A 26276-nucleotide genomic window follows, 5' to 3' on the forward strand; every position below is an offset into this window, starting at 1 on the left:
ACGCTCTACCCACGCGGTGTTTGAAAGGGCATGCCTCGGGCGTGCCGGTCGAATTGAACGACTCGCCCGTTCAAAGACCGACCCCGTCAGCTTTCCTTCTTGATCTGCTGGGCGAGGTAGTTCGTCTCGCCCACCTGCTTCATCAGCTCGAGCTGGGCTTCGAGCCAATCGATGTGCTCCTCGGTGTCCTCGAGGATTCTCTCCAGCACCTCGCGGCTGCCGTTGTCCGCCAGCGAGCGGCACATCTCGATGCCCTCGTTGAGGCGCTTCTGCGAGCCGAGCTCCAGGTCCAGATCCAGGCGGAGCATCTCCGGGATGTTCTCGCCCACGTTCACCTTGCCCAGGCGCTGCAGGTTTGGCAGGCCCTCGAGGAACAGGATGCGGTGGACGAGCCGGTCGGCGTGCTTCATCTCGCCGATGGACTCCTCGTAGATCTTCTTTCCGAGCCGCTCATACCCCCAGTTGCTCGCGATGCGCGCGTGCAGGAAGTACTCGTTGATCGCCGTCAGCTCGGTGGTCAGGATGTCGTTGAGAAGGTCGATGATCTGGGGATGGCCCTTCATAGGGCGGCCGACACTAATGGCAGGGGGATACCCGTACAACCCTCGCGAGAGGTGGATCGCCCACAAGTGCCCTGACGGGCCTCCATAAGCAGCTGCGCCAGTTGACTTTTGCACCCACCACACCCGGTCCCTGCTCCACAGGCGCGTCCCAGATCATCCACCGTCTCCACGCCCTCGGAGATCCGGGCTCGAATGGTCCTATCCGACACGACATAGCAGAGGCACACGATCATACAGGGCTCGACTCACGACCGACCGCGGCACATGGCGGTCATTCAAATGAGAATGATAATAAGTTTCAAAAACGCGCCGGTCAAGGTGCGCCCGGGTAGGGCTCTGGGCGAGAGCTTCGAGCTGGGGAGTTCGCGGGGTCTGGCTGGTTGGAGGGCAGGCGGCCTTCCGTGCATGTGTGCGGAAGTCGCACCGTGCGGTGGGACCCGTAGGCTATCCTCCTCCGGTTCAGCGGTGATGACAGAGGAGTCCCACCCGATGCGCAGCGCTGCAGCGAAACGGCACCGAACGCCGGGACGTGCCAGGACGCCACGCAAGGAGGACAGCGGACTGAACCGCGAGGTGCGTGCTCAGTTGCTGCGGCTCGACCGCATCGACAGCGTCCTCCGTTCCCGCTGGGTCGCGACCGGCTTCAAGGATCGCGCGCTCGAGCGCAAGCTCGTGGCGCTGAACACCACGGCGATCGACTGGCTGCGCGAGGTGATCGCTCTCCACGGGTGGCCTGGGCGGGGTCTGGTGGGGAGTGCAGCGGCGGATGCCGCGAGCCGGCTCATCCAGCACGCCGACTGCTCCCTGGCCTTCCAGCAACGGTGTCTGCGTCTGCTTAAGGAGGCCGCGGCGAGAGGTGATGTTCCCTTGCGGCACGTGGCCTATCTCACCGACGTGCTGCGCATGCGGACAGGGAGAAAGCAGCTCTTCGGGACGAAGTTCCGCAAGGAGAAGGGCAGGCTCGTCCCGTATCCCATTGAGAGGGAGTCCGAGGTCGACGAGCGACGCAAACAGATGGAACTCGAGCCTCTGCGCGCTTACGCTCGCCGGCTTCAACGCACCTACCTGCTATCGCCAACGAGGCAGCGATGAGAAGCGGACCCGATTGGGAGAAGTTCGTGCGGCGCCATTGGGAGAAGGCTCCCGCGCACGTCCCCTTCGGCCGTCCCATCGTCCCGCCAGCGCAGGCCTTCCAGAGCATCATCACGGCGAGCGAGCCGTTCCGGTTCGGCACGCGTTTCAGGGCCCTGCCTGACGTGCGGTTCTTCGTCGAGAACGCGCAGCTGCGCTCCCCTGGCAAGCTCCTCCCCGGTGCCCGGGAGCGGGATGTGGACAGCTACATCCGCCGAGCCTCCGCCCTGCTGGGGCAGAAGGGGTTCCAGCTGCTCGTCGAGCAGTCGCTCCTGCTCGACTTCTCCCTCTGGAATGACGTCCGGGGCTTTGTTCGGGGCCTGCTGGAGCGCGTCGGTGTCCCCGTGCTCCCCATCGTCAGTGACTTGTTCGTGGGCAACTTCGCCCGCTCACCGCAAGGCGTCGCGAAGCGACTCCATCACTCGGTCTTCATCCTGGTCCTCCACGGTCGGATGCGGATCCATGTTTGGAAGAAGCTCTGGGGTGATCCGCCGAACGAGACCGTCGACTTCGACCGTCACCTCTCCGAAGCGACGACGCTGGAGGCTCAGGCGGGAGACATCCTGTACGTGCCCTCGCGCTCCTTCCACCTCGAGGAGTGCAGGGAGCAGTGCATGGCCTTGCGGCTGTGGATTCCCGCGCAGGGCAGCCGCCCGACCCATGTGGTCAAGGAGCTTCTCACGAAGTTCATGGACCACCGGCTCCCGCATGATCACACGGTTCCCTATCTCGAATACCCGGGGCGCCGCCGGAAGGGGGCCCGTGCCCCTGTCGAGCCTCTGGTACGTGCGGCGGGTGCGTTCGAAGAGGTGGCGCGGAGCCCAGAGCTTCAGCAAGCGCTGCGCATCATCTGGGCCCGGCGCGTCAGTGCCTGTGGGCTCGAGCCGGCTCCGCCTCCCCGGGAGGTCCTGCCCCTGGACGACTCCTCCCTCGTTCGAGGAGCGCCGCGCAGCCACATCGTGCGGATGCTGGACAGCTCAGGGCAATGGATCTGGGCCGTCAACGGCCACGTGTTCCCCGGCTCGGACAGCCCCGAGGCCGCCCAGGTTCTCGAGTCGCTGGAGTCTGGAGCTGCGCTGCGGGTAGGTGAGCTCTGCCGGGTGGCGCGGCGAGGGGCCCGGCGCACAGAGCTCCGCGAGCTTCTGGAGACGCTCCTCGCGCTGCGCGGGATCGAGCTTGTGTCCGAGAGAGGGGCCTGACGGATGCCGCGGATCGAGGTCGCGAAGAGGTTCGACTGGGATACCTTCGTGCGGCGTTACTGGAACAAGCGCCCGGTGCTCTACAAGGGGACGTCCGCGTCACCTTTCGAGGTTGCGGATGTCTTCGACGCGGCAGCCGGTGCAACCCGGAGCTACTTGAAGCAGAGCTACTCCACGGATTCTCGCTCGAACCTCCAGTTCACCATCGATCGGGAGCAGCAGCTCTTCCTCAAGCCATGGCTCCCGCACGAGTCTGACGGCTCCCTGGAGTCCTATGAGGCCCGCATCCTGGGGCGATTGGGCTCGCGCAAGTACGCCCTCATCATTGCGAGCCTGTACTCCTCTGGATTTAGCCTCTGGTCCAAGGAGCGGGCCTTCTTCTCAGAGCTGTGGCGGCGCGTCGGCGTGCCGCTGTCCGGTGCCATCACAACGCTCTTCCACGGCAACTATGAGCACAGCCCGGTGGGCGTCCACCTGGACCGCTTCACGACCTTTCTCTTCGCGCTGAAGGGGCGCAAGCGGATGCGGTTCTGGCCGAAGAAGCCCTGGAGCGAGCCGGTGAGCACGATCCTGGACTACGCGCCATACCTGAAGGAGTCGTTCGTCGCCGAGGTGGAGCCCGGGGACATCCTGTATTGGCCCTCGAGCTACTACCACGTGGGGGAGAGTGCGGGAGAGGAGGTGGCCACCAGCGTGAACGTTGGAATCCCTCGCACGGAGCACCACACGGTCTACTACGTCGATGACCTGCTGCGTGGCACCATCGATGAGCCCTCGCTTTCGGAGCAGGAGTGGCGGAACACCCGCCTGGCGACGGTGAGCGCCTCGCCCCTGGCGCGTGGCGTGCTCACACGCAGAGGGCCCCTCTCTCCCGAGTTGCCCCGCGCGCTCCTCGAGGCTGTGGACGCGTTTCGTGACGTGAGCCGACGCCGGGAGACGCTGAGGCACATCCAGGTCACCTGGCTCAAGCGCCTCACCGCAGGCGGCTTCGAGCCCGTGCCGCCCCCAGCACGCAGGGGGCGGCTGGCGGATGAGGACCGCATCTGTGTGGACCCGCGGTTTCCGATCCTCTTCGAGCAGGTGGATGCAAGGCATTGGATCTGCTCCGGGAATGGGCATGCGCTGCTCGGAGCGGGAAGCGCGAAGGCCGTGGCGCGGCTGTTCGAGATGTTGAATTCGGGACACGAGGTTCGTGTCGGAGAGCTTCTGCGCCCGTTTCGTTCTCGTGCGGAGAGGGCACGAGGAGCAGGGAGCGTGAAAGTTTCGACACGCGATGACATGAGAGCCGTGCTGGAGAGGCTTCAAGGGTTTCGGGCGCTGACCCGACTCGGACGGGGCTCCTTGCTTTAGTGGCCTACCCGGCTTGACGGGGTTGTACGCAGGGGAACATGATTGGTGCTCCAACCTGCAGTCTCGCGGAGGCCGTCATGCCCAAGGCACATGCGAAGGTAAAGACCACCCGGTCGTCGAAGCAGGCCAAGCAGAAGCTCGTTGCGATGATGCGCGATCTGGAGAAAACGACGACGAAGCAGCCTTCGTCCAAGACCGTCCGTGGGTCCTGCGCTCGGATCTACTGCATCTGACACGGGTTCTGGCTCCACGCCGCGCGATAGCCCGGAAGGCTGACCTGCTGCTGGAGCTTCCGACGTCGCATTCAGGGCCGGCCCCTTCTCTGCCTCCGCAATCCCGCCGTCTGGTGGAGGCTGTGAGAAAGGGCCGTGCTTCTTCCTTGTTCCCTCCTGTGGCCCAACTCGGTCCGGAGGGTGTGCTTCGAGCCGCGAGGCCCCTTCAGGGTGAAGAGGACGCCCGGCTCCTCCGCTCCGCGCTAGCACTGCCCCGCTTTCGTCCGCTGCAGGAGTTCCTGGAGGAACTTGGCGGCTGGTGTCGGAGCACGGCGCGACGGCACCCGGAGCTCCTTGCTCCGCGCCTGCTCACCATCACCAACGGGGCGCTGTTTGGTCCGCTGATCTCGGACGCCTTCACCTTGTGCGCTGCGGCCGACGAAGGCCGTCCTCATCCGGGCCTGCGAACGTTGCTGGAGGGATTCCAGGCGTTCTTCTCGCTCTTCCTCGAGCGGCTCGCCCGCGACGAGCGCGCGGGAGTGTTTCGTCAGGAAGGCTTCCACGGGCCCATTGTCGGCCTGTGGGCTCATCCCGAGGAGACGCACAACGGGCGGCAGAGCGTGTTGCAGCTGCGCTTTCGCAAGGGAGGCGCACTGGCCTACAAGCCTCGCCCCGCCGGCGGGGAAGCCCTCTTCCTGCAGGAAGGGCGGGGTCGAGTCGCGCGCTCGCTCTTCGAGTGGCTCAACCGTCTGCCTGCTGCGTCCGGCACCGTGCGTCTTCCCACGATGTGCATCCTCGAGGGCCGGGGCCGCGACCGAGCGGCCTACAGCTGGCAGGAGTGGATTCCCCGGCCCCGCCAGTGGGGGGTCCTCCGGCAGTCCGGGAGCGTTCGGCTCGAGGGCTGCCGGCTTACGCCTCCCGAAGCCGAGCGCTTCTGGCACCACGCCGGCTCACTCACGGCCGCGTGCTTCGCCTTGGGCGCCGCGGATCTCTTCGCGGGCAACGTTCTGGTGGGCACTCGGCGCGGGACGCGGCAGCCTTTGCCCTACCCGGTGGACATGGAGCTCTTCTTCGCTCCGATTGGCAGGCTCACGGAGACGGGGCTGATCTCAGACGCGCGAGAGCGTGGGAACCACCATGTGGGGTTCGAGCGTCTGGCGCGGTGGTGCACCGTCGGAGGCCCGCTGGCGTGCTTCTTCCCGTCGCCTGATGGCGGGCTGTGCCTGCAACGACGGACACAGCCCTGGGCCCGTGAGGAGGCTCGCTCCGTCGTGGCCGATACGGAGGGAAACATTGGCTATGGCGCCTATCTCCTCCCATTCCTCCGCGGCATGTTCGATCTCTGGACGCTGCTGCTGCTCGAGCAGTCGAAGGTTGTCCGGTTCCTGAAGCGTGCCTCACAGCGGCGCTTCGTCCGCGTCCTGGTCAAGCCTACGGCCCTGTACGTCGAGGCGTTGGATCGGCTGTTCCTGTCTTCTCGGCACTCGCCGGCTGTGCGTCCACGAGGCCGGAGCCTTTTCAGTCGAGAGGAGTGGGAGCAACTCCACCGGTTCGACGTGCCGTATTTCTTCCGGCAGGCGCAGGGGGGGCCCTTGCTCCACCTGGCACCTCCTCCCGAGCCGTTCGCGCAGAAGCGAGCGGGACGGCAGCAGATCCTCGAGCCCCATCCTCCCCCATCGAGGCGTGTGCTGGACGGGGGGCAGATCACCCTGGGGAACCTCGGCGTGGCTGTCCGCGACGCTGTCACCTTTGTCCTCCACGATGTTCGCCAGCGCGTCGCGGAGGATTCGCGCAGGGGCGTCCGCATGGAGCTGCGGGACGCGCAGCGCGGAGCGGTGTCCTTCAACTGGAGGGAGGTGGGCCAGCGCCTGACGTACTCCTGGCGCGGCCGGGCGCTCCGCGTGAGCATGGAGCCGCTGGAGGCTCACGCCACGGATTGAGCGACGGCTCGCGCGCTCATTTCTCGGCGGTCAGCTTCTCGAGGGCGCGAAAGGCTATCAGCTTGCTCAGGAGCAGACGCGTGCTCGCGCGCGTCGAGCGCTCCGAGAATTGCTCGAGCGCATTCCCCACGGTGAGCGGCTTGCCTCGGTTCAGTGCGCGGATCAGCGCTGCGTGCCCCTTCGCGCCGGGGAATGCCACCGAGAACCCGTTGGCGGCGATGTGCAGCTCGTCGCGCCACGGGACGCAGAGGATGGGGTAGCCAGCGTCCGCCTGTACATGGTCGCTCTTCGCGAGCTTCGGGACGGGAACTTCAGGCGGCGGCTTCAGCCCCAGGCCCGTCACCCATCCCAGCCAGCGCAGGCGGAGCGCACGCTCGAGCCGGGGTGCCGCCTTGGGGCTCTGGGCCGCCTTGAGCGCCACGGTGAAGTCGCGTGGGAGCGATCGCGCGGCCCTGGGGCGATTGCTTTTCCGGAAGGGCAGCGGTGCGGCCTGTTTCTCCTCGGACAGGGCCTCGCCGATGACTTCGGACAGGGCTGCCTCCACCCAGGAGGTTGCCGTCGAGCCGCGGTCCAGCCCCAGGGAGAGCGTCGTCACCAGCCCCTCATCCACCGACTCCGCGACGTGGCCGTACTCTCGGGGCCAGTAGAGGAGGTCTCCCGCCTTCCCCTCCAGGACACGGGCGCGCGAGCGGTAGCGCTGGTAGTCGTGAGGGTTCTCGCTCAGCGGCTGCTCCATCTCCTGGAAGACCTTCGGCGGCCATGCCAGGAGCCTCTTTCGCCCTTCGATGATGACCGTGAAGACATCCTGGTCGTCCGTGTGGGCACCGAACGGCGTCGCTCGGTAGTTCCCCGCGAACAGGTTGCAGTCTGTGCCCCCCCGGAGGAAGCCGGTGCGCTCGAAGAGGCCACTGTAGAAGTCCCGCAGGCGGAACCAGAGCCTCGGCACAACCGTCTGGCAGTTGTTGAGCATCAGCGCGAAGCAGGTGTAGCCATGCCGTGCGCGGAGCCGCTCGGCGTACCCTCCGAGCGAGCCATCCTCCGCCCGGGGCAGCAGCTCCCAATACCTGTCCCCCAGGTACTCGGCGGTGTGCCGATAGACCATCTTCGGGTCCCCGAGGTAGAGCCGGAGCTCATTCGGTCTCCCCGCGCGTGCATCCGTCGCGGCCAGGGTGATGCCCTGGAAGAGCTCCTCCGGTGTCGTGAGGGGCTCGGAAAACGGACGCCGCACCACCGCGGGTCTGCTCAGCGGGTGGGCGCGGAGATAGCCATCCCAGAAGGTCTCCGAGACAGCGAAGCGGGTCGCATGCGAAGCGGTCCGTTGGATCAGCAGAGCCTCCAGGGTTTGAGCATATGAGAGGAACATAAAATGGGAGGACGGTTGAAGGCGAGGGGAGCGCGAAGGGGCAGGTCGCTCTCCCCATGTTTGGATGGCCATGCCCACTTGTTCGCCCGTCACGCTCTCATCACGCTGGCCCGGTAGACAGTTCACAACACCTCGCAATCCCGCGCAGGTGGAGCAGCGGAGCTGTTGGAGTCCGCTGGCTTGAAAGAACATCACTCCAGGAGGAAAGATGAAGAAGCTTTGGAAGATGGGAACGCTGTCTCTGGCCCTGGCGGCTGGCGTGATCGCGGGCGCGGCCATGGCGGCAAACGGGGCTCCGGCGCAGCACGTGGAGGCGACTCCCAGCGCGGAGGCCCTGGGCTGTCCGACCCCGTTCCAGTGCGAGAGGGCCGACCGGCTCTGCAAGGATTACGATTTGACTCCGGGCTATTGTTCGACCCTGACGCTCTGCCTTGAGTGCGGAGTCGAATGGTGATTCCGAGCCCCTGAGGATGAAGGGGGCTCGGGAGCCGCCGTGACCTGGGACGTCATGCGCGGGGCCCCTGGTGGCAGGAGACGCCAGGGGCCACCCAGCGCGAAGCTTCCAGCGACAACGCGCAGCACGACCGAGCCAGCTTCTCGTGGGCTTCATGCCAAAGGGTGCTGTGGGGAAGGGCAGACGAGCGCCTCCTCGGGTTGAAGCCTAAGAGAGAAACACCCAATGCGAGGACGGTTGGAGGCGAGGGCTGGAGCCGAGGGGTAGGCTGCCCTCCCAAGAGGTTCGCGGCAGGGCCGTGGACCTGTGTGTGCTCGCGAGGAAGCCAGCTGGAACGGGTGAGGCCCCGGGAGGGTCAGAAGAGGTGTCACAAACGGCATGACGCCGGCTCTCCTCTCTGAAGGGGGCGAACGTGCGGCATCAACGTGAGACAGGACGTCAGGAACCTGCAGTCGTGGCTGGGGCGAACCCTTCACCGGGCTCGTCACGCACAACGAGCGATCGCTGGAGTGTGTTGCTGCTGCTGCTGTTGAGCGCGGCCATCGTGTTTGCTCTGGGGTTGCTGTGGCTGGAGATGGAGGTGAACGGGCGACACCTTGTTCTGGCGCTCATGGGGTCGCTGATGCCGAGCCTCCTCCTGCTGGGCTATCGGCTGCTGAGCGCCCAGCGCATCTTCGGTGTGCGGCGCGAGGAGGTGAGGAGTTACCAGTCCTTCCTGTCCGCGTATGCGGAAAAGCGGACCAATGGCACCTTGCCCCCCATCTTCAACCGGGAGCTGAGTGGTGAGGTGCTCGCGCAGCAGGGCTATCTCCGGCAGTTCATCCTCGGGGTGCTGCTGCTCGCCGTGCCCTTCTTCTGCCTGGCCCTGCTGTTGGTCACCAAGGGAATCGATGGCATGAACCCGGACGGACTGCGGGGATTGGAGCTGGCCGGCTGCGGCATCTACGTCTACACCCTGGGGCTCGCCATCTTCCGCATCCGGACGGCGGCCCTCTCCGCCGAGTTCGTCATGTCCTCCGCCCTCCGGGCGCTCATCCTCATGGTGCTGGGCTATGTGCTGGGCTCCATCGGCTTCTTCCGTCCGACTGAGAGCGTGTCGGCGGCCTTCCTGTATTTCTCCCTCGGGTTGTTTCCCTCTGTGGGAATGAAGGCGCTCAACCAGCGGCTCCGGCAGGCCCTCACACCGGATGCACCCGGCACCGAGCCCCTGCCGCTCAGCTACGTGGATGGCATCACGGAGCAGGTCGCCGAGCGGCTTGAGGAACTGGGCGTCTTCGACATCCAGCACCTGGCTCGGGTGGAGCCTGGGTGGCTGGCGCTGCGCACCCTGTACCCCCTGTCGCGCATCATCGACTGGATGGACCAGGCCCTCCTCATCACCTACCTGCGGGAGGAGATCCTCCATTCGCGGGAAGTAGGTATTCGTGGGGCCATCGACATGCGGGCGATCTACCGGCAGCTCCAGCGCGCGGGCGCGTCTGGCTTCAGCCCGGAGGAGGCCCGTCTTCAGGAGGCCCGGAGCGAGCGGTCCCTCAAGGTGCTCCAGGAACTGGCCAACAAAAGCAAGCTGTCGATAGAGACACTCCAGCACATCGGCGCCACCCTGCAGGGGAGCAGCCTGGTCGACCTGTTGGCCTGTCTCCAGAATGGCTGCTGCCCATCCAGAAAGAAGAAGGTGTCTCCCCAACCGATCGAGCTCGATGCGCGACCTGAGCCGCGATCGGCGTGGATACGGCGCCGTCGGCTCGGGCGCGCGGTGAGTGTCAACGCAGGTGGCGCGAGAAGCTGAGCCATCCGGATGGAAGATGAGATTTGACTCCGACCCGCTGGACAGGAAGCCTCAGCGCTCGACGATGTCGGCGCTCTGCAGGTACGGGGACGCCTCGACAATCGCTTCCACGGTCCAACCCCTGTTGGCGCCGCGGCCATCTTCGTCGCAATCGCCGTCGGTGTGGATGCCCATCAAGTGGCCTTGACGATTGAGCACGCCAGCGCCGGAGCTTCCGACCAGGGTGTCCAGGTCCGTGTAGTAGACAAGCTGGTTACATGAGTCCAGGAAGCTGCCTTCGGCGATGACCTTGGGCCGGCCCCGGGGATGCTGGATGATTGCCAACCGTTCGCTGGCTCGGGTCGACAGCAAGACGGGCGTGATCGCAGGAAGCACGTCAAGCTGGATGAGCGCGTAGTCGGGTTCGAGCGATTGCTCGATGACCGTGCCTTCGGTTATCAGCGGGTCGCCGTCGGCCTCGTCCTCGAAGTTGAAGACCAGCAGCGCTCGGTCCCCGACCCCGACACAGTGCCCCGCGGTCACCACCACCGGCCCCGCGCTCGCTTCAATCAGCGTTCCAGTGCAGCGCCCGTCGATCAGGACGACAGCGTCTTCCTTGTCCTGGACGACGTCCGCGAACTCGCCCTGGTAGCTGTTGATGGGGGTGAAGTCGAGGGTAGGACCGCACTGCCAGAGGCTGCTCACCTCCGGCGTCTTTGGCTCCTCGCAGACCAGAGGAGCCGCGGGCACCTCCTTTCCACAGGCAGTAACGCCCAGGAGGACGGTGCCCGCGAGGAGCGGGCCCCACAGAGTCATGAACGGACCAGGGGGCTGTCGCTTCATTTCTCAGTACAGGTAGTTCAGCGCGGTCTTGTCAGAGCTGGTCCACTCGCCGGTCTCGGTCGACCGGAAGCAGGAGTTCATGATCGATCCGCCCACGGTGGCCGTGCTCGGCGTCCCGGGGATGAGGATGGCGCCCACGCCAGCGGTTCCTTCGTTGCCGCCGCTGCCGCAGCTGATGTTCCGGTTGTAGTAGTCCGAGTGGCGGAAACCGATCGCGTGGCCAAGCTCGTGGGTGATGACGTGCTCGTTCACATCAAGGCTGTAGCTGTTCAGCCCGGTGCCGATGTTGATGGTCCCGTAGGGCTTGCCGCCCGAGGGGAATCCAGCGGAGCCGCCAGCGCCGGACATGGTCGTCGCGGTGATGTTCGCGGTGCAGCCGGTGGTCGGGCCGCGCGCAAAGGTGATGCGGAGCCCCAGGCTGTTGTAGTTGGCAATTGCCTGATCGAGGCCCTGGCTGAGCCGGGTGTAGCTGTTGAACGAGGAGGTGGGGTTGACGCAGATCTTCGTCACGCTGGTGCCGACGAGATTGGTCGTCCGGTACTGCTCCGCGCTCTCATGGCCGTGCTGGAGCATCTCGCGGGAGGCCTCGAGGGTCACGTGAGCGTCGCGGCCCACGTACACGGCATCCTCAACAACCATGATGTCGTCGGCGGGGAACCCGGCCTCGATCAGGTTGGAGACGATCTCCTGGTTCTCGGCCTGAGGGTCGGTACCGCAGCCAGCCAGCATCGCGCCACAGCTCACCACGAGGACTGCCGTCTTCTTGAACATGTTCGTTTTGCCTCTAGACGGGGGGTTAGACGCTGTCGCCTGGGGGGTCCAGCCGCGACGGCGCGCTCCTTCCCCTGAGCAACCCTCGGGCCAACACCCGGGCACATCGGAAAACAGGGACTTGGCCGATCACCCCCCATGAGCCCTGGAGCACGGGTACACCCGCCTTCCTGGGACTTCTTGTAAAGAGTCCTGACGTTCCCTGGTGAATTCTTTGTTGGTTCAACGATTTGCGCGCGCGACACCCGGATTGTCCGAGTCTCGGACGGTGTGCTCAGCAATCGGACAGCGGGCCCACTTGGACGATTACGGTTCACTCCGTGTGTCTGCGGTGGCGCTCGTGCGGAGGAACGCAGCCACCCGCTCGGCCGCATTGCGGCGGATGTTCATGTAGAAGAGCTGGAACTCCACGGGGTGGTAGTTGCCCGCACCGAGCGTGTGGTCGAGGAGCCGGCTCATGAAGTCGCGCGGTAGCTCTCTGTCGACGAGGACCTCTAGCTTTCCGTCCTTGCATTGCGCACCGGTGAGGCCCGGAATCACCTGAGGTGGCACCACCTCGAGGAACACAGCGCCTTCGTTGCGTTCCCGCGGGGCCGGTTCCAGGTCGTGCCTCCAGGTCAGAGGGTTCACGCAGAGGGCGGGACCTGACGCGGGCGCCGTGCCCATGACGGGCTCTCGCACCTGGATTCGCTCGGAATGGCCGGCGCCGCGTGCGTTCCAGCCGAGGATGCACCCGGTCTGCTCCGGCGAAGCGCAGATGGGAATGTCGGGGAGGGTTTGCCGGAGAGTCTCCTCCGGTATCGGAATCCCAATGAGATACGCGGCGACGAGTTGCTGCCGGACCGGAGTCCCACTCACGGCTTCGCGCAGGAGACGTCTGGCATGCACGGTCCCCTGGCTGTGTGCCGCGAGGATGAAGGGCCGCCCTTGATTGTATTTCTCTCGCCAGATGCGGAACGCCGCGGCGATGTCCTGGTAGGCAAGGTCCACCGCGGCCAGTCCCTCTTCATCCTGCCCGGTGAAGGCGGTCAGGTTCGCCTGCCGGTAGCGAGGCGCGTAGATCGCGCAACAGACGTTGAAGGCACTCGCCTGAATGAGTGTCGCCACCCGGTCCGTCGCCGCGTTGAGGGCGGCGTCATCGGTAGGCCCATTCCACTCGCCGCCGACATACGTGGTGGGGTGGATGTAGAAGACATCCACGGGCGCCTGGGATTGATCGACGCCCGGGCTTGACGGCGGCACCTGGTCCGCCAGGTCGTGGAGCTCGGGAAGTGCGCTCCAGGCGGAGGGCTGGGTGTAGTCGGGCGGAGTGGGAGCACGCGCCTTGCTGAACGGAGTCCTGGGGGTGACCGACCACAGGAAGATGGACGCGAAGTTCATCACCAGCAGCACCCCCAGCAGGGTGCTCACCAAGAGCGTGGCGACAGTGATGTGCCTGAGCTTGTTCCGCATCGCGGGACGATAGGGAGGCCGGGCGGAACCTGTCAACGCAGCCACCTTGTTCCAACAACTCCCGCTATGCCTGGAGAAAGGCACGCAGCGCTTGGAGCACGGCCTCGGGAGTCTCCTCGTGCGGCCAGTGACCGGCGTCCGCGAGCTTCACCACCCGAGCCTCGGGCAGGGCCTGCTTCCAGCGCTCGAGCATGGGGGGCTGGAAGGCGGTGTCCCTCATGCCCCAGAGGATGAGCGCGGGCTTGCCCTGGAGTTGCCGCCGGCGCTCCCATTGGCTGGCGTAGAAGGCACTCGAGCCCGTGAGCGCGCGCGCCAGCGCCCAGAGCACCTGGCCGCGCGCGTGCTTGTCCTGAAAGGGCGCCAGGTATTGGCGGTGGATGCTCGGGGTGAGCTTGCGCCGATCGCCGTAGGCCGAAGGCATCAGCACCCGCAGTGAGAAGTTGAGGTGGCGGTAGAGGAAGCGCCCCAGCGCGCCACTCACCAGCCGCGCCCGGCGCACCATGTCCGGGTTCTGCTCGAAGCTCCACATCCACGAGTTGAGGATGACCAGCCGTCGCACCCGCTCGGTGTGCTCGAGGGCGAGCGGCAGCGCGATAGGGCCGCCATAGTCATGCACGACCAGGGTGAAGTCCTCGAGCCCCAGCCTGTCCACGAAGGCCGCCAGCGCCTGGGCGTGGGCTTCGGGGCTGTAGTCGAAATGCTCGGGCCGCTCGGAAAGCCCAAACCCCAGCAGGTCCGGGGCAATGCACCGGTGGGTCGCGGAGAGCGCTCGGATCAGGTGCCGCCACTCGAAGGACCAGGTGGGGGTGCCGTGGATGAACAGCACCGTGGGGCCTCGGCCCTCGTCCACGTAATGCATGCGGCCCTGTGGGAGCTCCAGGTTCCGGTGGGCGAACGGGTAGCTCACGGTGTCCAGCCACGAGGGGACGGCCTGCGGAGCCAGTGTCCCCGGGGCTGCGGGGGAAGAGACGGTCAGGGCCTGCATGGTGCACCTCCTGCGAGAAGGGGAGGGCGAGGTGCGCCTCCACCCTTTCAAATAGTAAAGCTCCCTTGTCTAATTGGTCAAGTGGACTTGACCAATTGTCTTGGGAAGAATGGTGTGGGTGGGAAAACGAGTGAAGGAAGGTTGGGAGCAGCTCGAGGCGGCCAAGCGTGCCAGCGTGGGGCAGTTGCTGCTCAAGTGCGCACGGTTGTGGGATGAGCGGGCGGTGGCGCGGGTGAACCAGGAGGGCGAAGCGCAGGCGCGGCTGAGGCCGGCGCACACGCGGCTGGTGGCGCACATTGACGTGGAGGGCACGCGGCTCACCGAGCTGGCTCGGCGCATAGGAGTGACGAAACAGGCGGTGGGGCAGCTCGTGGAGGAGCTGGTGCAGCAGGGGACGCTGGAGCTGGCGCCCGACCCCGAGGACAAGCGGGCGCGGCGGGTGCGCTTCACCCCCAAGGGGATGGCGGCCATCGCCCACGGGCTCGAGGTGCTGCATCAGCTCGAGACCGAGCTGTCACGCAAGGTGGGTGCACAGCGCATGCGCGCGTTGCACGAGACATTGGGCGAGCTGCTCGAGGCCTTGGAGCAACTGGAGCGCGAGGAGGCTCCAGGGACCGAGGAGTAGGGCGTCTTCGGGCCGGCCTGCTTACCTCTTTTCAACACCCTCTAACGCGCCCCCACGAGGAACCGCTCCTCGCCGTCCTTCGTTGGAGTCTCCTGATACCCCTCATGCGGTTCAACGTGTCCACCATGTCCTGGCGCATGGTCTTTGTCTTCTGCATCCTATCGCTGCTGTCCCCCCAGGCAGTGGCCCAGGAGGCGCGTCCGGCTGGAAAGTCCGTGCTCCTGCTCCTCCCCGAGGACACGGCGCTGCCCGCCATGGCGATGCTCGTCGCGAGTCTCCGCTCTTCCTTGTGGGAAACCGGGGGCGGTCCGATCACCGTGGATGTCGAGAGCCTGGATCTGGGCTGGGCGAGCGGGCCTGAACACACACGAGCCCTGCGTACCTGGTATCTGACCAAGTACCGGGGGCGCCGGCCGGATGCACTCATCACCTTCCGCACCGACGCCATCCAGCTGACCCTGGACCTGCGCCAGGAGCTGTGGCCGGACATCCCGGTCATCGTCCTCTCCGAGGACGAGCGGCTCTGGGAGCAGCAGCCTCGTCCGGAGCGGGTGGCGGGCCTCTGGCTGCATTATGACATGCGGGCCACCGCGGAGCTGGCCCTGCAGCTGCTGCCCAGCACACGGAGGCTGGCGCTCGTCAACGGCTCCAGTCCCTGGGAGCGCGCTCAGCAGGAGCAGATGGTGCGAGAGCTGCAACCGCTGCTGGCGCAGCGGGGGCTGGAGTTCATCGACCTGAGCAACCTGCCGCTGGCCGAGCTGCTCGAACGCGCGAGGACCCTGCCGGACGACACCACTGTCCTCACCTTCACCTTCATGACCGATTCCAGCGGGAGACCCTTCGTGGGGCGCGAGATCGCACGCATGTTGCTCTCCGCCAGCAACCGGCCCTGCTTCGCCCTCCACGACGCCGTCCTGGGTCTGGGGTTCGTCGGCGGAGCGCTCGTCAGCTACGAGGCCGTGGGCCAACAGCTGGGCATGCTCACCTCCCGCGTGTTGCGCGGAGAGCAGGAGGAATTCCTCGCGCCCCTGAAGCCGGCACCCGTGGACACGCTGACGGTCGATGCCCGCGCGCTGCGGCGCTGGGGCATCCCCCGCGATCGGGTGCCTCCCGGGGTGCGGCTCGCCTTCGACGAGCCCACGCTCTGGGAGCGCTACCGCTGGTGGGTCCTGGGGGCCCTGACGATCAGCGGCCTGCAGGCGCTGGTGGCCGGAGGGCTCGTGGTGGAGCGCCGCCGCCGCATGCGTGCCCAGGCCGAGCTCCTCGAGCGCCAACGCCTGGAGAAGCTCGCGGAGATGGAGGCGCGTCGAACCCTGGAGCAGCTGGCCCACGTGAGCCGGGTGGCCGCCCTGGGCGAGCTGGCCGCCTCACTGGCTCATGAGCTCAACCAGCCCCTGGCCGCCATCCTCAGCAACGCCCAGGCCGCACGCCGCCTGTTGAACGCCAACCCCGCGGAGCTGGACGAGGTGCGCGAGGCCCTCGGAGACATCATCTCCGACGACAAGCGCGCGGGCGAAGTCATTCACCGCATGCGCGCGCTGCTCAAGCGGGGGGAGCCCCGGCAGGAGCTCCACTCGCTCAATGACCTGGTGCGCGAGGTGGCGCGCCTGCTGGCCAACGACATGCACCTGCGCGGCGCGACCCTGCAGCTGGCGCTGGCCCCGTCGTTGCCCGCCGTCCAGGGGGACGGAATCCAGCTCCAACAGGTGGTGCTCAACCTGCTCATCAACGCCCTGGATGCCATGGCCGATGTCCCCGAGGGCCAGCGCCAGCTGCAGGTCCGCACCGCCTCGCCAGGCCCGGGGCAGGTGGAGCTGAGCGTGCAGGACTCGGGAGGAGGGATCGAGCCGTCGCGGCTGGCCCTCATCTTCGAGCCCTTCTACTCCACCAAGGAGCAGGGGCTGGGCATGGGGCTGTCCATCAGCCGCTCCATCGTCGAGGCGCACGGCGGCCGCTTGCAAGCCGAGAGCCCTCCGGGGCAGGGGGCTCTGTTACGGTGCGTGCTTCCCGCGGCGCACCCGGAGTCCTCGCCATGACACAAGCCCCCGCCACCATCTTCCTCGTGGACGACGATGAGTCCGTGCTGCGGGGGTTGGGGCGGCTGCTGCGGGCCGCCGGCTATGCCACGAAGCCCTTCGCCTCGCCCTCCGAGTTCCTCGCGCAGCTGTCCGGGGACACGCCGGGCTGCGCCGTGCTGGACCTGCGGATGCCGGGGCTGAACGGGCTGGAGTTGCAGCAGGCCATGGAGTCCAAGAACTGCCACCTGCCTGTCATCTTCATCTCCGGCCACGGGGATGTGCCGGCCAGCGTCAGGGCCATGAAGGCCGGCGCCGTGGACTTCCTCCTGAAGCCCTTTGATGAGCAACAACTGCTGGGAGCCATCTCCGAGGCCTTGCTCAAGGACGCGGCGGCCCGCGCTGGCCGCGCCGAGACAGCCGCGCTGCATGCCCATCATGCCGTCCTCACTCCCCGCGAGCGCGAGGTATGCGCGCTGGTGGCCCAGGGGCTGACCAACAAGGAGGTCGCCCAGCGGCTGGGCACCACCGAGAAGACCATCAAGGTGCACCGCGCCCGCGTCATGCAGAAGCTGGACGTGGACTCGGTGGCGGAGCTGGTGCGGTTCGTGGACCGGCTGGGCCAGGGCTGAGCCCTCGCTGTGTAAGCACTAGGTCCAATATCCATGACCTGAAACTCTGAGTAGAGGTGGTCGTGCAGACATGACCCGGCACCTCCTCAGGCCGCTGGCCGTCTGGGCCTTTCCCCACCATGAACCCAGGGCCACTTCGCATGAAAAACCTACCGTTCTCCCTTCTTGCCTTCTGCTTGGCGCTGGCAGTCACTGGCTGCCAATGCTCTCCATCTCCATCAGACGATTTCTCGCTCCGTGTCGTCCTCGCGGAGACCCGCATCTCCGCGGGGATGAAGACCACCGCGAAGGCCCAGCGGGTCTATGACGATGGCCGCGTCGTCGACCTCGACGCCTCCAATTCACCGCAATGGACATCGTCCGCTCCTCAAGTGGCCTCCGTCGAACCGCAACCGGACGGCACCGTCAAAGTGACGGCTCTCCAGCCCGGTAGCGCCCTCATCACAGTCAACGCGGACGAAGCCTCGGGCGAGGCAACCCTCGAGATCACCCCTCCGCCGCCCGTGCTCACCTCCATCACGCTCACCCCCGCCACGGCTTCGGTGCTCCAGGGCTCGACACAGCAGTTCACCGCTCAAGGCAGCTACAGCGACGGCACCACGGCCGATGTGACGAGCAGTGCGACGTGGACGACGAGCAACACCGCCATTGCCACCGTGAGCAGCACGGGCCTGGGCACCGGCGTGGCCGGGGGTGGGCCCGTCACCATCACCGCCACCCTGGGTGACGTGAGCGGCACGGCTCAACTCAGCGTCACCGGGTGGACGTCCTCAGGGTCCATCTCCACGAGCCGCTACAACCACACCGCCACGCGGACCGACTCGGGCCGGGTGCTCATCGCAGGGGGGCGCAATGGGACGACCACCCTGAGCAGTGTGGAGTCGTACGATCCAGCGACCAACTCCTGGTCTCCAGTCCGTGCAATGGCTAACGGCCGCTTCGGTCACGCCGCCCTATTGCTCCCCTTTGGGTACGTGCTCGTCACCGGGGGGACCGATGGGACGACCCCCCTGCGCGCTGCGGAGGTGTACGATGAAGCGACCGACTCCTGGTTCAACGCCGGTTACTTCTTCACGGGCCGCTACGATCACACCATCACGTTGCTTCCCTCGGGTAACGTGCTCGTCACCGGCGGCACCGATGGCACCAACGCTTTGGCCACCGCGGAGGTGTACGATCCGCTCGTCAACCGCTGGGATAAGGCCAGCCCCATGAGCACCGCCCGCTTCCACCACACGGCCACATTGCTCCCCTCGGGCAAGGTCCTCGTCTCAGGGGGGTCCAATGGCTCCGGGAGCTTGAGCAGCGCCGAGGTGTACGACCCGGCCACAGATTCGTGGGCTCCAGCGGCCACCATGGTGACGAGCCATAGCCTTCACGCGGCCACGCTTCTCTCCTCTGGCAAGGTGCTCATCTCAGGGGGGCAATCGCTCACCGAGCCCTCTTCCTCTGAGCTGTATGATCCAGACACCAACAGCTGGTCGGCGGCTGGCTCCATGGTCGAAGGCCGCTCCCGCCACACCGCCACGCTGCTTGCTTCGGGCCAGGTGCTCGTCACGGGGGGCGACGGCAGCAGCTATTACAACACCGCGGAGTTGTACAACCCAGCCACCTCTTCCTGGTCCGCAACCGCCTCCATGGCCGCGTCCCGCGGAGCTCACACCGCGACGCTGCTTCCCTCAGGCAGGGTTCTCGTCGTGGGTGGCGAAGATGGCACCCGCCCACTTGCCACGGCGGAAGTGTACGTGCCCTGAGCGCAAAGCCTCTCTGATGGTTGCATCGAACCCGCAGGCGAGTGATTCATCGCCTGCCCTTCAGAGGCCGGATCGAAAATCCGAGAAGGCAGTACTCCAGAGCTCAAGCTTTTTGAGCGTGCTGCTCGCCGCGTGAGCGCGTCGATGACACAAACTGCGGGAGAGCCACAAAACAGGGGCAGGCTCACTCCGGCACGTGAATGCGAGCCTTTGCTGAGACGCTGTAAGCCAAGTGTAGAGCCCAAATCAGGAGTCATCAATGCCGTTAGATCGAGACCTTCCCAAACGCGAAATCTTGCCGATCCCCGACCGTCCCTATGTCGGCCCGACGAAGTACAATGCCGCGGACCCGCAGCCTGAATTTCCTCCCCTCTTACCGATCCGCCCGCCCAAGGGCGCCCCCAACGTCATCGTCATCCTGATCGACGATGTGGGGTTCGGCGCCTCTGAAACCTTCGGGGGGCCCATCGCGACTCCGACAGCCACGGCGCTCGCCAAGGGGGGCATCAAGTTCAACCGTTTCCATACGTCAGCCCTGTGCAGTCCGACGCGCGCCGCCTTACTGACTGGCCGCAACCCCCACTCCGTCGGCATGGGTTGCATCACCGAGATGGCGACCTCGGCGCCCGGCGCCACCTCGATGATCCCCAACAGCGCCGCCTCGATCGCCAAGATACTCAGGTACAACGGCTACTCGACGGCTCAGTTCGGTAAGTGCCACGAGGTGCCCACCTGGGAAACTGGCACCACGGGGCCCTTCGACCACTGGCCCACCTACATGGGGTTCGAGAAGTTCTATGGCTTTGTGGGCGGCGAAACCAACCAGTACTACCCTACGCTCTACGATGGAACGACTTACATCGAAATGCCAGAACGTGGGAACTACCACCTGACCACAGATTTAGCTGATCAGGCCATCAAGTGGATTGAGACTCAGAATTCCCTTGCGCCGGACAAGCCCTTCTTCATGTATTTCGCTCCAGGCGCGACCCATGCCCCCCACCAGGTCCCGGAAGAGTGGAGTAACAAGTACAGAGGAAAATTCGACGAAGGCTGGGACAAACTGCGCGAGGCCACGTTCGAGCGCCAAAAAGAACTGCACGTCATCCCGCCGGGCGCGAAACTGACACCTCCCAACGAAGATGTTCCAGCCTGGGACGCAATGGCGCCCGAGGTCCAAGATTCCCTGAAGCGCGAGATGGAAATCTACGCCGGCTTCCTCGAACATACCGACTACCAGATCGGCAGGATGATCGAGACGCTCAAGACCCTCAAGATCTTCGAGAACACGCTCATCATCTACATCCTCGGCGACAACGGAGCGTCCGCCGAAGGCACGTTTCTCGGCACTTTCAACGAGATGATCGGCTTCAACGGCATCGAGATGACGGAGCAGGAACAGATAGATATCATCAATAAGCACATAGAAGATTTCGGCACCAAGAAAGCGTATAATCACTATGCCGTCGGCTGGGCCCAGGCCATGTGCACGCCGTATCAGTGGACCAAGCAAGTCGCCAGCCACTTCGGAGGCACGCGCAACGGCATGGTCGTCCATTGGCCAAAGGTCATTAAGGGGCGCGGCTTGCGACAACAGTTCACTTACGTGACCGATGTGCTTCCGACGATCCTCGAAGCGATCGGGCTGCCGGAGCCGTTAAGCGTCGACGGAGTGCTGCAGAAACCCATCGAGGGTCAGAGCTTCTTCTATACGTTCAATGACATCCACGCGGTTGAGCGCCACAGGACCCAGTACTTCGAGATGTTTGGCAATCGTGGCATCTACCATGAAGGCTGGACTGCCGTCACCCTCCACTCGAAGCCCTGGGACTTCTACAACCTACCGGACTACGCAGACGATAAATGGGAGCTCTACTTCACGTATGCCGAGAAGCCGGAGGACGTGTCTAAGCAGGACTGGACCCAGGCAAAAGACCTCGCCGCAATTTACCCCGACAAGCTAGAGGAGCTGAAGAACCTTTTTCAGATCGAGGCGGCCCGTTACAACGTCTTCCCCCTCGACGACCGAAAGATAGAGCGCCTGCCCCCCGCGGATGGCGTCCACCGCCAAAGGTACGTCGACGGTAGTTTCGTTGCCGACCCGGTCGTGATCGACAACTTCAACCGCTCTTTCAATATCACCGCAGAGATCAGCGTGCCAGCCGATCTATCTGGGCCAGTGCAAGGCGTGATCCTCGCCCGTGGCAACAATTTTGGCGGCTTTGGCCTCTATGCCAAAAATGGAATTCTCACTTACGTCTACAACTACCTGGGGCTCGAGATCTTCTACGTCCGTCAGGATGATAACGCGACTTTGCTGCCGTCGGGCACGTACCAGGTCCGCATGGAGTTCACGTACGACGGCGGCGAGGAGACCGGTCAGGGCGGCACGGTGAAACTCTTCCGAAAAGACGGGGAGAGCGACGTCCAACTCGGCCAGGGCGTCATCCCAAAGACGAATCCGGTTGTCTTCAACGTGGACGCCTTCCTGATGGTCGGCAACAAGACTGGTGGCCCCTTGTGCGAGGACCTCGAAGGGAACAACCGCTTCACCGGCACGGTGGAGTGGGCGGAGATCAAGATAACGGGAGCACCCGGCGTCAAGAGCCCCGAACAGCGCGTGCACGCGCTGATGGCGATCGAGTAACCGTTCACCGGCTCAGGCAGAGAGCGCAGCCTGAGCTCTGGTCGTGAATGGGAGGAGGGAAGGCAGAGGCAGCCCTCGCCGATGCGCGCGGAGGCGTTCGGCGAGGTACTCCAGCACGTTGCGTTGTTGCAGGTCGAGTGTCGTCACGGCTGTCAGAATCCGCTCCACGTGGACGAAAGCCCACATGGCCTCCTCGAGCTGGAGAATCTTCGCCGCGATGCCAGAAGGGGCTTGCCAAGAGCACGGTCACCGGTTTCGCCAAGAGCGCTGGCACTGACTCCCTGCTGACCACTGCCTGGGGTGCCACGCCGCAGCCCGGGGGTGCATTGCGAAAGGGACTGTGGATGGAATAGAAGTCCGTCCTCATGCGCGTGATTCGCGCTGTGAGGGGGAATCAATGAAGATCCAGACCTGGGTTGCTGCGATGCTGACGACGTTCCTGCTGGGGGCGCCGGTCGCATTCGCACAGAGTGGAGCGGGTGGCGAAGCCCCCGCGGCTCACAATGCAGGAACCGAAGAGACGGGCCCCCAGGTGAACTGGACCCGGGGCCCCGCGCACGTGGAGCTCGGCAGAGACATCGCGCAGATCGAACTCCCGGAGGGCTACTCCTTCGTGGGCCCCGAGGACGCGCGCAACATCCTCCGGAGCATGGGCAACCGCCCCTCGGGCAGCGAGCTCGGCCTCCTCGTCCCCAATGCCGAGGACCAGGACTGGTTCATGGTCTTCTCGTGGCAGGCCGTCGGCTACGTGAAGGACGACGAGAAGGACAAGATCGACGCCGACGCCCTGCTGGAGAACATCCAGGAGGCCACCGAGGACGGCAACAGCTGGCGCAAGGAGAACAACATCCCCGCGCTGCACGTCACCGGCTGGGCCGAGCCGCCGCGCTATGACGAGCGCACCAACAACCTCGTCTGGGCCACCATCGCGGAGAGCGAGGGGGGCGGCAAGAGTGTCAACTACAACATGCGCCTGCTGGGCCGCCGCGGCCTCGTGTCCGCCGTCCTCGTCGAGGACCCGGAGCTCCTCGCGAAGTCGAAGCCCTTCGCCTATGCCGCGATGGACAAGTTCTCGTTCAAGCCCGGCAGCATGTACTCGGAGTGGCAGCAGGGCGACAAGGTGGCCGAGTACGGCCTGACCGCCCTGGTCGCCGCCGGCGCTGGTGCCACCGCGGCGAAGCTCGGCTTCTTCGGCTTCCTCGCCAAGCTCTTCGCCAAGGGTGGCAAGGCGCTCGTCGCCGGTGTGGTGGCCATCTTCGCGGCCATCAGCAAGGTGTGGGGCTCCATCCGCGGCAAGTCCTCGGAGTCCGATTCCGGGCCTCAGCAGCCGTAAACGGATCCGGTCGCGATGGTTGCCCTCTTGGAGGATGTCCTCCCCTGGCTGATTGCATTTTTCATCCTTGATGCCGTCGTGCAGCTGCGCCGCGGGCAGGTCGTCTTTGCCCGCACCGGGCTCGAGCAGTACAAGCTCCTGAGCTCGGGGCTCCACCTGGCGGGGGCACTGCCCTTCGGGGCCGCGCTGATCGCCTATGAGCTGCCTTTCCTGCCCACGCGCGAAGGGGTCTGGGTCTTCGACCCCGACGCGCGCCACGCGCCGCCCGTCATCCTCGCGGACGCCGTCTCCTTCATCCCGTGGGCCTCGCTGGGCACCGTCCAGGCGGAGGCCATGGCGGTGAAGGGCGGCAGCCGCGTGCTGTTCCGGGCGCGCTCGCCCAGGGCCGCACGTGCGCTCGCGGCGGAGCTCGCGGTGTTGCAGGGCGTGGCCGAGGGCTCGCGCGAGGCTGAAATCAAGCGCTGGCTGGAGGCGCGCTGCGACGTGGAGGCGGCGCGTGCCCGCTGGAAGCGCGTGCGACTGCCGGCCTTCTTCGCCGCGACATTCGGCACGGTGGAGGCGCTCGTTCTGTTCGGCGCCGTGCCCGCGCTGGCCTTCCTTCCCGGCGCCGACGTGCTGGGCTGGGAGCGGGTGTTCTCCCTGCTGGCGTTGAGCCACCTGTACGCCATCACCGGCGCCGCATGGGCGCTGGCCCGCTCCGGCGCGAGCGCCGGGGACATGACCTCCGCGCTCGGCACGCTGCTCATCTTCCCGCCGTACGCCGCGCGCGCGGGCATCCACGCACTGCGCGACGTGCTGGCCAGCTTCGAGCCGCTGGCCGTGGCCGCGGTGGTCTTGCCCCGCGCCGACTTCCTGCGCTACGCCCGGCGGGAACTGGTGCGGACGGACGAGAGCCGCGAAGCCACCCGGCACCTGGGGCTCGCACCCTTCTGGGACGCGAGGCGGAACGCGTTGAAGCGGCTGCTGGTGGCCGCCGGGACGAGCGAGCGGGAGGTGCTGGCTCCACCGCACTCTCAGGAGGTCGCCGCCTGGTGCCCCCTGTGTGTCACCGAGTATCGCGCGGGCTTCGCGAAGTGCTCGGACTGCGGCGTCGAGCTGGTGCTCCATCGGCCGGTATAAGGGGTCGGCCCCGGGTGTGCCTCGGAGCCCGGGCCCCACTGGCGGCCGTCACCAGGCGCGCACGAACTTCAGTGGAAGACGCTCTGATGATGGGTTCTTGGGGGCCCACTCCGCACATGCGGCTGAGTAAAGCCAGCCGTGAGGCTCAGTGGGCCGGTGGGGCGCGCTTCGCCGCGATGTACGCCTCCACCTGCTCGCTCAGGACGTCGAGCGGCAGCGAGCCGTCGCCGAGGACGACCTGGTGGAAGTCCCGCACGTCGAAGCCTGGCCCGAGCGCCTCCTGGGCCCTGGCGCGCAACGCCAGGATGCGCAGCTCGCCCACCTTGTAGCTCGTTGCCTGCCCGGGCCACACGAGGTAGCGCTCCACTTCCTTGACGATGTCCCGGTCGCTCAGCAGCGTGTTCTTCTTGAAGTACTCGATGGCCTGCTCGCGCGACCAGCGCATGGCATGCATGCCGGAGTCCGTGACGAGCCGGGTCGCCCGCCACAGCTCCAGCGACAGCTGGCCGAAGCGGGAATAGGGATCCGCGTAGAAGCCCAGCTCCCGCCCGAGCTTCTCGGCATACAGGCCCCATCCCTCGACATAGGCGCCGTAGAAGCCGAAGCGACGGAACTTCGGCAGGCCCTCGAGCTCCTGCGCGAAGGCGACCTGGAAGTGATGGCCGGGTGCCGCCTCATGGTAGGTGATGCCCTCGATCTGCGGCTTGAGCACCTGATTCATGTCCGCGAGGTTGACGTAGTAGATGCCGGGCCGGGAGCCATCCGGAGCCGGCAGGTTGTAGAAGGCCACCGGCGCCGTCTCCTGCCGCCAGGGCTCGACCGCGCGCACCTCGAGCGCCGCTCGGGGCAGACGGTGGAACAGGCGGGGTGCTTCCCTCATGGCCTGGGCGATGAACCGCCGCGCGTCCTCCAGATAGGCCTGCTTGCCCTCCTCGGTGTTCGGGTAGTGCGAGCGCGCATCCGCCTTCACGTGGGCGAAGAAGTCCTGGAGCGAGCCCTGGAAGCCCACCTGCTTCTGGACGGCCTCCATCTCACGGTGGATGCGCTCCACCTCCGCCAGCCCCGCCGCGTGGATCTCCTCCGGCGTCATCTCCGTGGTCGTGTAGAAGCGCAGCTGGTCGGCGTAGTAGGCCGCGCCGTCGGGCAGGCTCCACGCTCCGTGATTGCCCTTCGCCTGCCGGTCCACCTCGGCGATCGTCGCGAGGAGGGTCTCGTAGCCGCTCTTGAACGGACCCTTCAGGGCCTCGCGCGCCTCATCGAGCAGCCGGGCCTTCACCTCTGCGGGGGCCTCGAGCGCGCCCACCTTCTTCTGGAAGTCCGCCCACACCGCGCTGTCCGCTCCCGTGTCGAACGGCGCGCCGGAGATCACCCGGCGGGCATCGGCCTCGACCGGTGCGAAGACGAACTTCGGCGGGACGATTCCCCGGGCCGCCTGCGCCCGCATCCGCTCGGAGATCTCCTTCATGACCCGCGGCACTTCGCGCAGGCGCGACACGTACGCCTGGGCGTCGCTCACCGAGCCCACCCTGTGCGCGTTGATGAGGAACACCGGGATGTTCCCGGTCGGGCTCGAGCTGTTGGTGACGGGAAAGGCGTGCGAGAACCACCGCAGCTGCCCCCGGTCCCGGACGACCAGGTCCTCGAAGAGCCGGTAGGACAGGCGCGAAGCGGGGCTCAAGGCGCGCTCATCGAACTCCCGCTTCATCCGGGCGAGCTGCTGCTCGGCGAGCTCCTGCTGCTTGCGCGCCCCCGCCTCGGTGTAGTCATCGAGCCGATCATAGGACTGCTTCGAGCCCTGGTAGGTGAGGCCCTCGGGGCTGAGCGCGAGGCGCTCCTCGTAGGCCGCGTCCAGGAAGGCCAGCAGGCGTTGATCGCTGTCGCCGGTCTTCGCGTCCGACGCGGGGGGCGGGGACGAGACCGTGGCGGAAGGGGTCGCGCACGCACCGAGTGACAGCACGAGCAGCAGCGGCGCGAGAAATCGGGAGGACGGCACGGGCATTCCTTTGCGAGGAGGGAAGGGCCCGTCTATAGCGCGCGGCGCGCGGTGCGAAAACCGCGCGAGGAAGGCTCGTGGCCTATCCAGCTCATGGAAGAGGCCAGGACGATGTCCGGCGGGGGAG

Annotated in this window: 22 protein-coding genes and 1 pseudogene; 14 read left to right on the forward strand and 9 right to left on the reverse strand. The window is 66.1% G+C overall.

Translation table 11 applies throughout. The annotated features are described in order from the left end of the window. Positions 1–86: 86 nt before the first annotated feature. Both bfr and F0U60_RS15375 read right to left on the reverse strand, forming a co-directional pair. Positions 87–563, reverse strand: a complete 477-nt coding sequence (gene bfr, locus F0U60_RS15370; protein ID WP_395819967.1) for a bacterioferritin — start codon at positions 561–563, stop codon at positions 87–89. After that, the gene (locus F0U60_RS15375) at positions 560–796 is read right to left on the reverse strand and encodes a bacterioferritin-associated ferredoxin (protein ID WP_395819970.1); all 237 of its coding nucleotides are present in this window, start codon (positions 794–796) and stop codon (positions 560–562) included. The genes bfr and F0U60_RS15375 overlap by 4 nt, the downstream gene beginning before the upstream one ends. A gap of 256 nt (positions 797–1052) precedes the next feature. On the opposite strand from F0U60_RS15375, the gene F0U60_RS15380 reads away from it, so the two are divergent. From F0U60_RS15380 to F0U60_RS15400, 5 genes are all read left to right on the forward strand, one after another. Continuing rightward, on the forward strand, positions 1053–1655 hold the full coding sequence (locus tag F0U60_RS15380) for a DUF6624 domain-containing protein (protein ID WP_395819973.1): 603 nt from the start codon (positions 1053–1055) through the stop codon (positions 1653–1655). Next, the gene (locus tag F0U60_RS15385; RefSeq protein WP_395819976.1) at positions 1652–2893 is read left to right on the forward strand and encodes a JmjC domain-containing protein; all 1242 of its coding nucleotides are present in this window, start codon (positions 1652–1654) and stop codon (positions 2891–2893) included. The genes F0U60_RS15380 and F0U60_RS15385 overlap by 4 nt, the downstream gene beginning before the upstream one ends. Positions 2894–2896: 3 nt before the next feature. Further along, positions 2897–4243: a JmjC domain-containing protein gene (locus tag F0U60_RS15390; RefSeq protein ID WP_395819979.1), complete on the forward strand. Its 1347-nt coding sequence runs from the start codon at positions 2897–2899 to the stop codon at positions 4241–4243. A gap of 77 nt (positions 4244–4320) precedes the next feature. Further along, positions 4321–4476 carry a hypothetical protein gene (locus F0U60_RS15395; protein ID WP_395819982.1) on the forward strand — a complete coding sequence of 52 codons (156 nt, stop codon included), beginning with the start codon at positions 4321–4323 and terminating at the stop codon, positions 4474–4476. A 182-nt stretch (positions 4477–4658) separates the two neighbouring features. Further along, positions 4659–6395: a DUF4135 domain-containing protein gene (locus F0U60_RS15400; RefSeq protein WP_395819985.1), complete on the forward strand. Its 1737-nt coding sequence runs from the start codon at positions 4659–4661 to the stop codon at positions 6393–6395. A 16-nt stretch (positions 6396–6411) separates the two neighbouring features. Here the strand turns inward: F0U60_RS15400 and F0U60_RS15405 are convergent, their stop codons facing one another. Continuing rightward, on the reverse strand, positions 6412–7623 hold the full coding sequence (locus tag F0U60_RS15405; protein ID WP_395819988.1) for a JmjC domain-containing protein: 1212 nt from the start codon (positions 7621–7623) through the stop codon (positions 6412–6414). A 343-nt stretch (positions 7624–7966) separates the two neighbouring features. Here F0U60_RS15405 and F0U60_RS15410 point away from each other — a divergent pair, with 343 nt between their 5' ends. Continuing rightward, positions 7967–8212 (forward strand): hypothetical protein, encoded by a 246-nt coding sequence (locus tag F0U60_RS15410; protein WP_395819991.1) that lies wholly within the window; start codon positions 7967–7969, stop codon positions 8210–8212. Positions 8213–8666: 454 nt separating this feature from the next. Further along, positions 8667–10001 carry a hypothetical protein gene (locus tag F0U60_RS15415; protein WP_395819997.1) on the forward strand — a complete coding sequence of 445 codons (1335 nt, stop codon included), beginning with the start codon at positions 8667–8669 and terminating at the stop codon, positions 9999–10001. A gap of 51 nt (positions 10002–10052) precedes the next feature. Here F0U60_RS15415 and F0U60_RS15420 read toward each other — a convergent pair whose 3' ends face one another. The 4 genes from F0U60_RS15420 to F0U60_RS15435 all read right to left on the reverse strand — a co-directional run bounded on the left by F0U60_RS15420 (position 10053) and on the right by F0U60_RS15435 (position 14031). After that, positions 10053–10823 (reverse strand): trypsin-like serine peptidase, encoded by a 771-nt coding sequence (locus F0U60_RS15420; protein ID WP_395820000.1) that lies wholly within the window; start codon positions 10821–10823, stop codon positions 10053–10055. Between the two features lie 3 nt (positions 10824–10826). Further along, positions 10827–11594 (reverse strand): zinc-dependent metalloprotease, encoded by a 768-nt coding sequence (locus F0U60_RS15425; RefSeq protein WP_395820003.1) that lies wholly within the window; start codon positions 11592–11594, stop codon positions 10827–10829. A gap of 306 nt (positions 11595–11900) precedes the next feature. Beyond that, the gene (locus tag F0U60_RS15430; protein ID WP_395820006.1) at positions 11901–13046 is read right to left on the reverse strand and encodes a DUF3089 domain-containing protein; all 1146 of its coding nucleotides are present in this window, start codon (positions 13044–13046) and stop codon (positions 11901–11903) included. Positions 13047–13110: 64 nt separating this feature from the next. Beyond that, complete coding sequence (locus F0U60_RS15435) at positions 13111–14031, reverse strand: alpha/beta fold hydrolase (RefSeq protein ID WP_395820010.1); 921 nt, start codon at positions 14029–14031, stop codon at positions 13111–13113. A 130-nt stretch (positions 14032–14161) separates the two neighbouring features. On the opposite strand from F0U60_RS15435, the gene F0U60_RS15440 reads away from it, so the two are divergent. The 5 genes from F0U60_RS15440 (at position 14162) to F0U60_RS15460 (ending at position 21704) form a co-directional block, all read left to right on the forward strand. Further along, positions 14162–14656 carry a MarR family winged helix-turn-helix transcriptional regulator gene (locus tag F0U60_RS15440; protein ID WP_395820013.1) on the forward strand — a complete coding sequence of 165 codons (495 nt, stop codon included), beginning with the start codon at positions 14162–14164 and terminating at the stop codon, positions 14654–14656. A 125-nt stretch (positions 14657–14781) separates the two neighbouring features. Then, entirely contained in the window at positions 14782–16692 is a 1911-nt protein-coding gene (locus F0U60_RS15445) for an ATP-binding protein (RefSeq protein WP_395820016.1), read from the forward strand. Then, positions 16689–17303, forward strand: a complete 615-nt coding sequence (locus tag F0U60_RS15450) for a response regulator transcription factor (protein WP_395820019.1) — start codon at positions 16689–16691, stop codon at positions 17301–17303. Before F0U60_RS15445 ends, F0U60_RS15450 begins: the two co-directional genes overlap by 4 nt. 272 nt (positions 17304–17575) lie before the next feature. After that, a complete protein-coding gene (locus F0U60_RS15455) occupies positions 17576–19057 on the forward strand; it encodes a kelch repeat-containing protein (RefSeq protein WP_395820022.1) in 1482 nt (493 codons plus the stop codon). 259 nt (positions 19058–19316) lie between these two features. Beyond that, positions 19317–21704 (forward strand): arylsulfatase, encoded by a 2388-nt coding sequence (locus tag F0U60_RS15460; protein WP_395820024.1) that lies wholly within the window; start codon positions 19317–19319, stop codon positions 21702–21704. 12 nt (positions 21705–21716) lie between these two features. On the opposite strand, the pseudogene F0U60_RS15465 reads toward F0U60_RS15460, so the two are convergent. Beyond that, positions 21717–21947 (reverse strand): annotated as a pseudogene (locus F0U60_RS15465) (IS66 family transposase); the annotation flags it as partial. A 154-nt stretch (positions 21948–22101) separates the two neighbouring features. Here F0U60_RS15465 and F0U60_RS15470 point away from each other — a divergent pair. Continuing rightward, on the forward strand, positions 22102–23037 hold the full coding sequence (locus F0U60_RS15470; protein ID WP_395820027.1) for a DUF2167 domain-containing protein: 936 nt from the start codon (positions 22102–22104) through the stop codon (positions 23035–23037). 15 nt (positions 23038–23052) lie between these two features. After that, on the forward strand, positions 23053–24156 hold the full coding sequence (locus F0U60_RS15475) for a hypothetical protein (protein WP_395820029.1): 1104 nt from the start codon (positions 23053–23055) through the stop codon (positions 24154–24156). 145 nt (positions 24157–24301) lie between these two features. On the opposite strand, the gene F0U60_RS15480 is transcribed toward F0U60_RS15475, so the two are convergent. Further along, the gene (locus F0U60_RS15480) at positions 24302–26149 is read right to left on the reverse strand and encodes a DUF885 domain-containing protein (protein ID WP_395820032.1); all 1848 of its coding nucleotides are present in this window, start codon (positions 26147–26149) and stop codon (positions 24302–24304) included. Between the last annotated feature and the right edge of the window lie 127 nt (positions 26150–26276).

The organism is Archangium minus, from assembly GCF_044360475.1.
Taxonomy (GTDB): Bacteria; Myxococcota; Myxococcia; order Myxococcales; family Myxococcaceae; genus Archangium; species Archangium minus.